12 protein-coding genes are annotated in these 13,530 nt (G+C 30.3%); 4 read left to right on the forward strand and 8 right to left on the reverse strand.

Going from position 1 to position 13,530, the window contains the following annotated elements:
* Nucleotides 1-40: 40 nt before the first annotated feature.
* The 5 genes from MHN29_RS00920 to MHN29_RS00940 all read right to left on the reverse strand — a co-directional run bounded on the left by MHN29_RS00920 (nt 41) and on the right by MHN29_RS00940 (nt 7,495).
* Nucleotides 41-2,278: a polyribonucleotide nucleotidyltransferase gene (locus tag MHN29_RS00920; protein ID WP_235273485.1), complete on the reverse strand. Its 2,238-nt coding sequence runs from the start codon at nt 2,276-2,278 to the stop codon at nt 41-43.
* A gap of 182 nt (nt 2,279-2,460) precedes the next feature.
* Nucleotides 2,461-2,730: a 30S ribosomal protein S15 gene (gene rpsO, locus MHN29_RS00925; protein ID WP_150900017.1), complete on the reverse strand. Its 270-nt coding sequence runs from the start codon at nt 2,728-2,730 to the stop codon at nt 2,461-2,463.
* Between the two features lie 129 nt (nt 2,731-2,859).
* Nucleotides 2,860-3,717, reverse strand: a complete 858-nt coding sequence (gene accD / locus MHN29_RS00930; protein WP_150900018.1) for an acetyl-CoA carboxylase, carboxyltransferase subunit beta — start codon at nt 3,715-3,717, stop codon at nt 2,860-2,862.
* A 158-nt stretch (nt 3,718-3,875) separates the two neighbouring features.
* Nucleotides 3,876-4,943: a class II fructose-bisphosphate aldolase gene (gene fbaA / locus MHN29_RS00935; RefSeq protein ID WP_150900019.1), complete on the reverse strand. Its 1,068-nt coding sequence runs from the start codon at nt 4,941-4,943 to the stop codon at nt 3,876-3,878.
* Between the two features lie 98 nt (nt 4,944-5,041).
* Complete coding sequence (locus tag MHN29_RS00940) at nt 5,042-7,495, reverse strand: BamA/TamA family outer membrane protein (protein WP_235273484.1); 2,454 nt, start codon at nt 7,493-7,495, stop codon at nt 5,042-5,044.
* Nucleotides 7,496-7,567: 72 nt separating this feature from the next.
* Between MHN29_RS00940 and MHN29_RS00945 the strand changes: the two genes are divergently transcribed.
* Complete coding sequence (locus MHN29_RS00945; RefSeq protein ID WP_235273483.1) at nt 7,568-8,305, forward strand: RNA methyltransferase; 738 nt, start codon at nt 7,568-7,570, stop codon at nt 8,303-8,305.
* Here MHN29_RS00945 and MHN29_RS00950 read toward each other — a convergent pair.
* From MHN29_RS00950 to MHN29_RS00960, 3 genes are read right to left on the reverse strand one after another with little or no spacing between them, the layout of a single operon-like run.
* Nucleotides 8,302-8,916, reverse strand: coding sequence for a deoxynucleoside kinase (locus tag MHN29_RS00950; protein WP_150900022.1), 615 nt, complete (start codon nt 8,914-8,916; stop codon nt 8,302-8,304). The two genes, MHN29_RS00945 and MHN29_RS00950, sit on opposite strands and share 4 nt — an antisense overlap.
* A 55-nt stretch (nt 8,917-8,971) precedes the next feature.
* Entirely contained in the window at nt 8,972-9,652 is a 681-nt protein-coding gene (locus MHN29_RS00955) for a response regulator transcription factor (RefSeq protein ID WP_235273482.1), read from the reverse strand.
* Nucleotides 9,645-11,249, reverse strand: coding sequence for a sensor histidine kinase KdpD (locus MHN29_RS00960; RefSeq protein ID WP_235273481.1), 1,605 nt, complete (start codon nt 11,247-11,249; stop codon nt 9,645-9,647). Before MHN29_RS00960 ends, MHN29_RS00955 begins: the two co-directional genes overlap by 8 nt.
* Nucleotides 11,250-11,371: 122 nt before the next feature.
* Between MHN29_RS00960 and MHN29_RS00965 the strand changes: the two genes are divergently transcribed.
* The 3 genes from MHN29_RS00965 (at nt 11,372) to MHN29_RS00975 (ending at nt 13,517) form a co-directional block, all read left to right on the forward strand.
* A complete protein-coding gene (locus tag MHN29_RS00965; RefSeq protein WP_235273480.1) occupies nt 11,372-11,716 on the forward strand; it encodes a hypothetical protein in 345 nt (114 codons plus the stop codon).
* Between the two features lie 11 nt (nt 11,717-11,727).
* Entirely contained in the window at nt 11,728-12,561 is an 834-nt protein-coding gene (locus MHN29_RS00970) for a GLPGLI family protein (RefSeq protein WP_235273479.1), read from the forward strand.
* A gap of 101 nt (nt 12,562-12,662) precedes the next feature.
* Nucleotides 12,663-13,517, forward strand: coding sequence for a GLPGLI family protein (locus MHN29_RS00975; RefSeq protein ID WP_235273478.1), 855 nt, complete (start codon nt 12,663-12,665; stop codon nt 13,515-13,517).
* Nucleotides 13,518-13,530 lie beyond the last annotated feature (13 nt).

The raw sequence follows: 13,530 nt of genomic DNA on the forward strand, positions 1-13,530 counted from the left end.
AAAGCAACCAGTAATGGTTGCTTTTTTTGAAAAAAGAATTTTAAGCTTCTTTTTTATTTTCTCTAGGCTTTCTATCTTTTCTATCATCACGACGATTATCGCGATTACGATTGTCTTTACCTTTATTGTTGTCTCTTGGAGGTCTTGCTACATAACCTTCTGGTTTTGGTAACAATGCTTTACGAGATACTTTTTCTTTACGAGTTCTAGGATCTAAACCAAAGTATTTAACGTCTAAGATGTCTCCTAATTTAACTACGTCAGAAACATTATCAGTACGTTCCCAAGCTAATTCGCTTACGTGTAATAAAACTTCGTTTCCTGGAGCTTCTGTATATTCTACTACAGCACCAAAATCTAACATTTTAATAACTTTTACTTCGTAAACTGAACCTTTTTCAGGTTTAAATGTCATTGCTTCAATACGGGCTATTACTTTATCTATACCTTCTTGGTTTGTTCCTAAAATTTCAACAATTCCTTCTTCAGTAACAGGATCTTCATTGATAACAATAGTAGTTTCTGTCTCTTTCTGTAATTCTTGAATGTGTTTTCCACCAGGTCCAATAAACGCACCAATTAAGTCGTTAGGAATTACTCTGTTTACCATCTTAGGAGCGTGTGCTTTTACTTCTCCATTAGGAGTAGCAATAGTATCAGTTAATTTTTCTAAGATGTGTAAACGTCCATCACGAGCTTGTTTTAAAGCGTTTACTAAAATCTCATAACTTAATCCTTTGATTTTAATATCCATCTGACAAGCTGTAATACCATCTGCAGTACCAGTTACTTTAAAATCCATGTCACCTAAGTGATCTTCGTCTCCTAAGATATCAGATAATACAGCATAACGATCACCATCAGAGATTAATCCCATAGCAATACCAGAAACTGGTTTTTTCATTTTAACACCAGCATCCATTAATGCCATTGTACCAGAACATACAGTCGCCATTGAAGAAGAACCATTAGATTCTAAAACTTCAGATACAACACGTACTGTGTAAGGACAATCATCAGGAATCATTCCTTTTAAAGCTCTTTGAGCTAAGTTTCCATGTCCAATTTCACGACGAGACGTTCCTCTTAAAGGACGTGCTTCACCAGTTGAAAATGGAGGGAAGTTATAATGTAAATAAAAACGCTCTTCGTCTTGAATAGTTGGAGAGTCAATCATGTTAGCATCTCTAGAAGTTCCTAAAGTAACTGTTGCTAAAGCTTGAGTTTCTCCACGTGTAAAGATTGAAGAACCATGAGTTCTTGGTAAATAATCAACCTCACACCAAATTGGTCTAATATCTGTAGTGTTACGTCCATCTAAACGCAATCCTTCATTTAAAGTTAAATCACGTACAGCTGCTTTATGAGCTTTACCGAAGTACTTTCCTACTAAATCACCAAATTCTTCTAACTCTTCTTCAGTAAACATAGCCATTACTTCTTCTTTTACTTCAGAAAAAGCTAAACCACGTTCTTGTTTAGAAGTACCTCTTTTAGCGATATCGTAACATTTTTGGTAAGAAGCATCATGAATTTTTTGAGCTAATTCTTCATTAGTAGCTTCAGCTTCATATTCACGAGTTTCCTTTTTACCTACAGCTTCTGCTAAAGCTACCTGAGCAGCACATTGTACTTTAATTGCTTCGTGAGCAACTTTAATAGCATCTGCCATTTCTTCTTCAGAAACTTCATCCATTTCTCCTTCAACCATGGCAACAAAATCGTTAGAAGCTCCTACCATTAAATCGATATCAGCTTCTGCTAATTGCGTAGCACTAGGGTTAATAACAAACTCACCGTTGATTCTAGCTACACGAACCTCTGAAATTGGAGCTTCAAAAGGAATGTCTGATAATTGAATAGCAGCAGAAGCAGCTAAACCAGCTAACGCATCTGGCATTACATTTTCATCATGAGACATTAATTGAATCATTACCTGAGTTTCTGCGTGGTAATCTTTAGGGAAAAGAGGTCTTAAAACTCTATCCACTAAACGCATAGTTAAAATTTCTTCGTTTGAAGGACGTGCTTCACGCTTCATAAATCCACCTGGATAACGACCAGCAGCAGCAAATTTTTCTCTATAATCTACTGTTAAAGGTAAAAAGTCAATACCAGGGTTTGCAGTTCTTGCTGATACAACTGTTGCTAATAACATTGTATCTCCCATTCTTACAACAACAGAACCATCTGCTTGTTTAGCTAATTTTCCTGTTTCTAATGTGATGGTTCTTCCATCTCCAAGCTCAATGACTTGGTTAAATACTTTTGGAATCATAAATTAATTCTTCTAAATTTTTAATTCGTTTTTTGTTGTTGTGTTGTTGTATTTCCAATGGAAAACCAAAATTGTTGTTAGTAATTTTGGATTTTTTATATAAATTTCTGTTTGTTAGTCAGAAATGAATTTTTTGTAAAATAAAAAAGAGGCACGTTTATAGAGCCTCTTTTTGGTAGAAATTATTTTCTAATTCCTAATTCTTTAATAATCGCACGGTATCTGTTGATGTCCTTTTTCTTTAAGTAATCTAACAAGCTTCTACGCTTACCTACCATCTTTACTAATGAACGCTCCGTGTTGAAATCTTTACGATTTTGCTTTAAGTGCTCAGTTAAGTGGTTAATTCTGTGCGTGAATAATGCGATTTGTCCTTCTGCAGAACCAGTATCGTTTGCTCCTTTACCGTGTTTAGCAAAGATGCTTTCCTTTACTTCTTTAGTTAAATACATACCAATATTGTTTAAATGATTTTAATGTACTCAATGCTTTTACATTGAAGCTGCAAATGTACAATTATTTTTTAGAATGTTAATAAAGAACCAAAAAATAAAAAAGCTAGCGTTAGCTAGCTTCCTTAATTAGGCTCTTATAGGTTGATTTTGAATTAAATCAATATATAAGTTAACTTGTTTCTTTAAGTTTTTTCTTTCGTAAATACCATCTAAGAATCCATGTTCTAAAACAAATTCAGAACGTTGGAACCCTTCAGGTAATTCTTTACCTGTTGTGTCTTTTACAACACGAGGTCCAGCAAATGCAATTAAAGCGTTAGGCTCCGCTATGTTAATATCTCCTAACATTGCAAAAGAAGCTGTTGTACCTCCAGTTGTAGGATCTGTACATAATGATATGTATGGTAATTTAGCTTCTGCTAATTGAGCTAATTTCGCTGATGTTTTTACTAACTGCATTAATGATAATGAAGCTTCCATCATACGAGCACCTCCTGATTTTGATACCATTAAAAATGGTAATTCATGTTGGATTGCATAATCAATAGCTCTTGCTATCTTTTCTCCTACAACGCTTCCCATCGATCCTCCGATAAAAGCAAAGTCCATAGAAGCAATAACAATATCTTTTCCTAAAGATTTACCAACAGCAGTTCGTACAGCATCTTTTAATCCTGTTTTCTTTTGTGCTGCCTTTAAACGATCTGGATATTTTTTAGTATCCACAAATTTTAAAGGATCTTTAGCAGTTAATTCTGAATTTAATTCTTCGAACTTATTGTCGTCAAAAAATAATTCAAAATATTCATTACTTCCTATACGTACATGGTATCCATCTTCTGGACTTACATATAAGTTTTTCTTTAATTCGTCTGTATCAATAATTTTCCCGCTTGGAGTTTTATACCACAAGCCTTTAGGAGTGTCTTTTTTTTCTTCGGTAGGGGTTTGAATTCCCTTGTCTTTACGTTTAAACCAAGCCATAGTGTTTAGTTTATATTTTGTTGTTTGTGTGTTATCAACTCTTTTTATGAAAAGAGTAGGCTACAAATGTAAAAGATTTTTACGAACTTTACTTTTATGAGCAATAAAAAAAGCATCTAACCTCGATTAGATGCTTTTTTTTGTTGATTTATAGTTGTTTATAAGGTGTTTACATTGTTTAAATCTTCAAAAGCTTTTTTAAGACGAGCTTTAAAAGTTTGTTCACCTTCTCTTAACCATTTACGTGGATCGTAGTATTTTTTGTTAGGTAAATCTTCTCCTTCTGGATTACCAATTTGGCTTGATAAATATTCTTTTTTACCTATGATATAGTCACGAATACCTTCCGTAAAAGCATATTGTAAATCTGTATCAATATTCATTTTGATAACACCGTAACCTATAGATTCTCTAATTTCTTCTAAAGTAGAACCAGATCCTCCATGAAATACAAAATCAATAGTATTATGAGGTACATTGTATTTTTCTGAGATATACTCTTGAGAATTCTTTAAGATTTTTGGAGTTAATTTTACATTCCCTGGCTTGTATACTCCATGAACATTACCAAAAGCAGCAGCAATTGTAAATTGATCGCTTACTTTCATTAACTCTTCATATGCATAAGCTACTTCTTCAGGTTGTGTATATAATTTAGAAACATCTACATCGGTATTGTCTACACCATCTTCTTCTCCTCCTGTAATACCTAACTCAATTTCTAATGTCATACCCATTTTACTCATACGAGCAAGGTATTCTTTACAAATCTCTATATTTTCTTCTAATGGTTCTTCACTTAAATCAATCATGTGTGAGCTATAAAGAGACTTTCCTGTTTCTTTATAAAACTGTTCACTAGCATCTAATAAGCCATCAATCCAAGGTAATAATTTTTTAGCTGCGTGATCTGTATGTAAAATTACAGGTACTCCGTAAGCTTCAGCTAATAAATGAATGTGTTTTGCTCCAGCTACAGCTCCCGCTATTGCAGCTTTTTGATCTTCGTTTGAAAGTCCTTTTCCTGCATTGAATTGAGCACCACCATTTGAAAATTGAATAATTACTGGAGAGTTTAGTTCTTTTGCAGTTTCTAATACAGTATTAATAGTGTTTGAACCTACTACATTTACTGCTGGTAAAGCAAATCCTTTTTCTTTTGCTAATTGAAATATTGCTTGAACTTCTTTTCCAGTAGCAACACCTGGTTTGATATTATGAGACATTAAAATTGATTTTTAGTTGTATTATAATGCTCCAAAAATAAGAAAATTAAAACTTATCTGAATTAAAAATAACGATAACGTTGTAGCAAAAAAAGTAGTTAAAAAGGATAATTTATACCAATGTTTAATACAGAACTTGAAAAGTTCATATTTCTGAACCATCTATTCCCTGTTAAATAAGGTTCATGAACTTTGAAACCTAAATCTAATCGAGCAATTAAGAATTTAAAATCATACCTCATTCCAAAACCAGTCCCTACTGCCATGTCTCCTAACGATTTTATATTTTTAAATTTTGCATCATCGTCGATGAATTCAGATTTAGTAATGTCCCAAATGTTACCGGCGTCTACAAATAAAGCTCCTTTTAACGATCCTAGTACATCAAAGCGATATTCAAAACTTGTAAGAAACTTTAAACTACCAATGTTATATTCTAAACCTGTTGATCGAGTACCAGGACCTAAGTCATAGGTCCTCCAGGCTCTAATATCGTTTGAGCCTCCTGCAAAATAACTTCTTGAAAAAGGAATGTTTGATTTATCGTAAGTCACTATGGCTCCCAGAAAGGTTCTATGTGCTAATACTGTATTGTTTCCTAAGTTCCAGTATTTTTTATATTCTAAATCTGCTTTAAAATATTGGGCTATAGGAATTTTAAATACAGTAGTTTTTCCGTTGTCATTTTTTTGCTTTGATAAAAGCCCCATTACATTTCCCGAGTTAGCTATTCTAAGTTTAAAAAATGAAAAACTTTGATCTTTTGCATTTTCTTGATTGTTGTAAGTAAAGCTATATGCAATTTCTGGAATTAAGAAATCGGAAGTAATAATTCTATATCGGTCAATTATATTTAAAATAACACCTAGATCTTCAGGATTGTTTTGGAAATAAGTAGTATTACTAGCTATTTGTGCAGCGTAATTTCCTATTTGATTAAAATTACCAGGAGTATTGTCAGGAACAGGTAAAGTTGGATTTGAAACTTGTCCTATGGCTATTAATTTTAAATATTCTGAAGAGTATACATTAAAATAATTATTAACATTTAAGTTTCTTATATATTGAGCATTTAATAATTCTAGTTGAATTGATTTACGCTTTGTGTAGTTCCATTTATAATCAATTCCTACTGTAATATTTTGTCTATCTAAACCAATGTTTTTCTGAATTCCTACTCCAGTAAAAAACTTAGTTCTAGGGAACATTCTTTTGGGTACAAATTTATGTAAGCCAAAAGGAGCCATTAAACGTGGTACTTCTAAAGAAATATCGCCTCCAACTTCCCAACCAGGACCATTATTAGAATTAAAATAAGAACCAAAAGTTGAAAACTTAAAAATTTCGGCTCCTTTAAATGTGTTTCTATTAGTTAAAGAGAATTTTAGTGAAATATCAAAATTTCTAATATTTGACCTTGAAAGTTCTGTGTCAAATCCTAAAGTATATTTTTCTATAGGTGTTAAAAATATGGATGCTTCTAATTCATCATCACTAAGTTCGTTGTATCTGATAGAGGTAGATTTGAAATTTCTTAGACCTTTTAAATGTCTTCTAGTTAAATTTCTTAGTGAATCACTATAAACAGAATTAGGTTTGATAAATATTGATTGAGATAAATATTTAGGGTTGTATTTTAGTTTGTCGTTAGCGTAAAAGTTAATGCCTTCATAAGATGTAGAATCTTGATGTGGTAGGTTTCTTTTATTGTAAGTATAGTCTGTATAGATATTTACCTTTTTAATTTTTTGAATTTTAAAAGGAATAACTCTGTCAGAAATATTAACGTCAACATCTGTTTTTCTATAATTTTTTAGAGTATCGATGTCAAATAAAATGTAATTCTCATTAAAATGATAAATACCTTTATTTCTAAACAATTTTACTAATCGATCTGCCTCTTTTATAAAATTATCAACTTCGTATTGGTCACCAGATTTTAAAAAACTATTTTCTTTTGATTCTTTGTACAAAGCTGAAAGAACAGGAGAAGATATTTTTGTGCTAATAGAGTCTAAAAAAGATGGTTTACCTCTTAAAACACTATATGTTATAGCTCCTTTTTTTCTACCAATAGTATCTTTTCTTGAAGTTACCTTTGATCTAAAATAACCTTTTGTTTGAAAATATGTACTTAAATTAGCTACAGTTCTTCTTGTTTTTCTGTCATTAATAATAATAGGTGCTTGTCCACTTCTTAAAAACCAATTGTTAAAACCGATAAAACTTCTAGCAACTGCAATACTTTGTTTTTCTGAAAAATTATTTTTAAAAAAATTATACGTTTTTGGATTGTTTTTGGCCCACTCACTTGGTGTTTTAGAGCCATCAGGATTTCCTAAGTTGTAAAAATATAGTGAAAGAGGCATTCCTAAAGCTTTAGCGTTAGGCTTTTGCATTAATAATTCGGAAATATTACTACTGGAGTTTTTTGAACTGTCTATGTAAACAGTGTTTTTGGCTAATAATAATTCATTCTCCTTAACGTACTTTATGGTACTACAAGAATAGAATAAGACTACTAATAAAAAGAAGAAAGAAAGTTTTTTCATTAACTTTACGCCTCGTATTTTTTTATCAAAAATACTATTTTTTAGTGGTTTAAAAGTGTTAAAAAAGATTTAATGAGTTTATCTAAGAACAACCTGAAATTAATAACTAGTTTACAACAAAAAAAGTATAGACAACGACATAAATTATTTGTAGCTGAAGGAATAAAGGTTGTAAATGAATTGTTGAATTCGTCTTTAGAGTTATATCAAGTATTTACTACTGATGATTCTTTAGGTTTTATAAATGAAATTGATTCTGTTGTGATATCTGAAAACGAATTAAAAAAAATAAGTACTTTAAAAAAACCAAATAAGGTTTTGGGATTGTTTAAAATTCCAGAAAATAAAGATATAAGCGATAAAAACGATTTTATACTTGCTTTAGATAATGTAAATGATCCAGGGAATTTAGGAACTATTATTCGTTTGTGTGATTGGTTTGGAATAACCAAGTTAGTTTGTTCTAAAACTACTGTAGATTGTTATAATCAAAAAGTAGTGCAGTCTACGATGGGGTCACTAACAAGGGTTAATATTTCGTATGTAGATTTACCTAACTTTTTGTCAAATACAACTTTACCAGTTTATACTGCAGACATGGATGGTGATAATGTTTATACATCAGAGTTACCCCAAAAAGCAATACTGGTAATGGGTAATGAGGCTAACGGAATTTCAAAAGAAATTTCTGAAATTGTAAAGCACAAATTAACCATCCCACGATTTGGGGAAATTCAACAAACTGAAAGTTTGAACGTTGCTACTGCAACAGCTATTTTATTAAGTGAATTTAAAAGAGCGCAGGTTTAGAATAAACCATTTATTTGCGCATCTATTCTATCAATGATGTATCCTAAATCTTCTTGGTTAGCAACGAAGTCTAAATTGTCAACATCAATAATTAATAATTTTCCTTTGTTGTATTTACTAATCCAAGCTTCATAACGTTCATTTAATCTGCTTAAATAATCAATGCTAATAGAGTTTTCGTAATCTCTACCTCTTTTGTGTATTTGTCCTACTAAAGTAGAAATATCTGCACGTAAGTATATTAATAAATCAGGAGGTGTAACTAAATTCTCCATTAATTCAAATAAAGAACTATAGTTGCTAAAATCTCTATTTGTCATAAGTCCCATAGCATGCAGGTTAGGAGCAAAAATATGAGCATCTTCATAGATAGTCCTATCTTGAATAATTTTCTTTCCAGATTTTCTTAACTCTAAAACTTGGCGGAATCGGCTGTTTAAAAAATAAACTTGTAGGTTAAAAGACCAACGCTCCATTTCTCCATAAAAATCATCTAAATATGGATTCTCATCTACAGACTCAAAATGAGGTTCCCAATTAAAATGTTTTGCTAATAATTTGGTTAACGTGGTTTTACCTGCGCCAATATTTCCGGCAATTGCTACATGCATAGTTTTCGAATTTCAAGGTGGTAAAATTACATAAAAAAAGGGATTTCAAAAGTTTTTAACACATCAATTTATAACCATAACCACGAATGTTTATAATTTGAATAGATTCGTCTTTTTTTAATTTTTTACGTAACTTAGAAATAAACACATCCATGCTTCTAGCGTTAAAAAAATCATCATTTCCCCAAAGTTTGTTTAAGATAAAACCACGATCTAAAACCTCGTTTTTCTTTTGAGACAAATGATAAAGTAGTTCAGATTCTTTATGTGTTAATAGTTCTGAATGATTTTGAAGTGTTAGAGTTTGTTTTGTGTAGTTAAAAGTAAAACTACCAATACTAATTTTTGAACTATCTTTTTTCAAGTTAACTCTATCTAATAAAGCATGAACCCTTACAATTAATTCTTCCATTGAAAAAGGCTTTTTCAAATAATCGTTACCTCCATGTTGAAATCCTTCTAATACATCTTTAGTTTGTGATTTTGCCGTTAGAAAAATAATAGGAATGGAATTATTTTCTTCTCTTACTTCTTTAGCTAATGTAAAGCCATCCTTTTTAGGCATCATAACATCCAATACCAAAACTTCAGGTTTTTCTTTTTGAAATATTTCATATGCTTTTTCTCCATCTTCAGCATGGAAAACTTCAAAATCTCTTGTTTCTAAGCTTTCTTTTATAATTTGGCCTAAACTAGGTTCATCTTCGGCTAATAATAATTTTATTTTTTTAGTCATTTGGTAAAGAAATTTTAAAAACAGTTTGTTTAAAGTTGGTAGTTAATGATATAATTCCGTTGTGCTTTTCAATAATTTTTTTGGTATAATATAAACCAATTCCAAACCCTTTAACATCGTGAGTGTTTCCTTTGGGAACTCTATAGAATTTTTCAAATATTTTATCTTGTTGGTTTTTATCAATACCTATACCATTGTCAGCAACAGAAATTTCTATGTTATTTAGAAGAGAGTTTATATTAATTTCAATTTTATCTCCTCCATATTTAATAGCATTATCTATTAAGTTTGAAACAGCATTTTCAAAGTGGAATGGGTCTATTTCTTTTTCTAAGCTTGAGACATTACTTGAAAAATGTATGCTTTTTTCTGGAGCAATTAATTGATGTTTTTTTGTGAGCTTTTCAATTAAATCAATAATGTTAACAGGTTCTTTTTTTAATAATAATTTCTCACTATCTAAGGTGGCAGTTTCTAAAAGTTTTTCAACCATTTGGTGTAACTTTTTTAACTGTATAGATGATATGGATAAGTATTTTTTAGTTTTTTCTTTATCATCAATAATATTAAAGTTGTTTATGGCTTCAATAGCTGTTGAAACTGTTGTAATAGGAGTTTTAAATTCGTGAGTAATATTACTAATTAAATCATTTTTAATTTCTGCAAGTTCCTTTTGTTGATTGATAATTTTTAGCAAATAAATTAAACTAGAAATAACAGCTAATGATAAAAGAAAGGATAATAGTATACCTGTAAAACTTCTTTTTAAAGCTTCGTATGTAGGATTATTATAATATAAATTAAAATCTTCATGAGACTTTAAGAAAGTTGATTTAGCACTAGTTATTAAAGGGTATTTAACATTGTCTGTTTTGTTAGTATAAAAAAGTGAGTCGTTTTTAAAATGTTTAAAATAAAAGTCTGTTTGAATTTTTTTATTATTTAATTCTTGAGCCATTATAGAATCAAGTTTTCTGTAGTCAATGGTATCGTTTTGGATAGCAATAAAAATACTTTGTATTCCTTTTATTAGTTTTAGACTATCTACAGATCTTTTTCCCAGAAACAATTGAACTTTTTCATTATGATTTTTATAAGACTTTACTGTTTCCTTGTCTTTTTTAGATTGAATGGATATACTACCAGAAAACATTAATGAGTCTTTCTTGTTTGAAGTGATCATGTTTTTTTCTCCTATAAAAGATTTTATAAAAGCTGAATCCATTTTAGTAAAATCTTCTTTTCCACCATTTATTTCAACGGCAGTAATTTCAAAAGATGATTTTTTTTTCTCGGGGAATTTTTTTGCACTTTTTTTAATTCCTGACCTTCTAAAGATGCTTTTCCAAGCAGCATCTTTTTCTCTCTTATTGGCAGCTGTTAAGTGATTTGGTTCAACAATTGCAAAATGACTTTCTTTAGTGAAATCAACATAATATGCTTCTATAGAATTGTCTAAGCTAATTTGAATTTCGTTTAAAACTCGTAGCTTATTCTGTTCATAATTTTTATAGTTCCAATAAAACTGTACTGTTATAGTAGTTAGTATAGTAACTATAATTAAATATAAAATCCAATGTCTTTTTGGGTTCTTCATGCTTCAAAGATAAGGGGTTAAGGTCAATAAAAACAATCGCTTAACACTCGTTAACACTCGTTAACTCAAAAGGAATATTTAAGTATTCATATTTGTAAAGTGAAAATTTAAAATAATCAAAAATGAAAAAAACAATTACCTTATTGTTATTGTGTTTATCAGCAATTGTATATGGACAAAAAGATATTGCAACTGTTGAGCTTGATGAAAATAAAGTTACTTCTTTAATATTTTCAGTAGATTCTGTAAAAGAGCTGAAGACTATTAATTGGAATGATGTAAAAGAAATTTTTAAAAGCAATAAAAATAGTAGTGAAATTGTTGCTGTTGGATTCACAGTAAGAGATAACCAAAAAGATTCAAAATTAAAGTTTAAACATAGTTTTAAAGTTAAAGGGAAGTTGTCTGATTTAGATGGAACAATTGCAATGACAAAAAGAATGATTAAAGTAATTGAGAATTTATAAAAACAAAGAAAATGATACGATTTACATTATTATTACTATTAATTTCAGTCTCAGTATTGGGACAGAATTTTCAAGGAAAAGCTACTTATAAAACATTTAGAAAAGTTGATATAAAGTTAGGTGAAACACATGGAGGAAATTCTAAGTTACAAAAGCAGTTACAAGAGCAACTTAAAAAGCAATTTCAAAAAACTTATACTTTAAATTTCAATAAATCAGAGTCTGTATATACACAGAATAAAGAATTATCAGCTCCTCAGGCAATAGGAGGTAACTCTATTAGTGTTATATCTATTGGTGGAGGTGGAGGTAGTGATATTTTATATAAAAATATTGCAGATAAAAGGTATGTGAATAAAACTGAAATAAGTGGAAAACGATTTCTTATAAAAGATAAATTAGAAGATTACGGTTGGGAAATGACAAGTGAAACTAAAAATATAGGAAACTATACTTGTTATAAAGCAGTAAGAAAACGTGAGGAAACAAGAACTTCTTTTACCATGACTGATGGTAAACGTGAAGAGAAAAAAGATAAAGTAACTGTTACAACTGTGGCTTGGTACACACCTCAAATTCCTTTGAGTAACGGTCCTGAACAGTTTTGGGGATTACCAGGTTTAATTTTAGAAATTCAGGATGGTAAACTAACAATTGTTTGTACAGAGATTGTAATGAATTCATCAGATAAAATAGAGATAAAAGAGCCTACAAAAGGAAAGAAAGTTACACAGGAAAAGTTTGATAAAATTATGGACGAGCACTCTAAAGATATGATGGAGCGTTTTAAAAATAAAAGAAAAAGCAAAGACGGTAATTCTTTTAGTATTGAAATTCAAGGATAATTTTTTTGTTAAAATAAAAAGCTCATTTAAACCTTTTGCCTTTTAGCTAGTCTAACTTTAGTTAACTAAAGTTTTATTAATCAATTTAAAAGCCAAAAATCATGAAGTGTTTTTTATCATGTCTAATTTTATGCATTTCAATTTCAGGGTTTTCCCAATCAAATTTTCAAGGGAAAGCAGTTTATAAATCTAAGACTACTATAGATCCTAATTTTGGAGGTAGGCAAATGTCTGAAGAACGAAAGAAACAGATTTTACAAAGAATGAAAAGTATGTTGGAAAAAACATATGTTTTAAATTTTACTAAAAATGAATCTGTTTATAAAGAGGAAGAAAAATTAGCAACTCCAGGTACAGGAAGAGGTTTTCGTTTTGGAGGTATGATGAGCGGAGGGGAAACTTATAAGAACTTAAAAGAACATAAGGTTTTAGAATCTAAAGAGTCTTTTGGTAAAAAGTTTCTGATAAATAGTTCTTCAGAGAAGCTAGAATGGGAATTAGGTAGTGAAACAAAACAAATAGGAAATTATACATGTTTTAAAGCTACAATGACAAAGAAGGCGGATGGTTTAGATTGGCGTAATATGCGAAGAAGACCTAAAAAGAAAAAGAGCGATACTACAAAAACAAAAAAAATAACTGATGAAATTGAGATGCCTAAAGAAATTAAAGTTACAGCTTGGTATACACCTCAAATACCAGTGAGTAATGGTCCAGGAAACTATGGAGGTTTGCCAGGTTTGATTTTAGAAATAAATGAAGGAAGAACTACTATTTTATGTACAGAAATTGTGATGAATTCATCAGAAAAAGTAGAGATTAAAGAGCCAAAAAAAGGAAAAAAAGTATCTAAGAAAGAATATGCCGAGATTATGAAAAAGAAGATGGAAGAAATGAGAGAAATGTTTAGAAATAGACGTGGTGGTCGAGGAGGCGGAAGAGGTCGAGGCTTTTAACTAAATACAATTA

This window comes from Tenacibaculum sp. Cn5-46, assembly GCF_022347705.1.
Classification (GTDB): domain Bacteria; phylum Bacteroidota; class Bacteroidia; order Flavobacteriales; family Flavobacteriaceae; genus Polaribacter; species Polaribacter aiptasiae.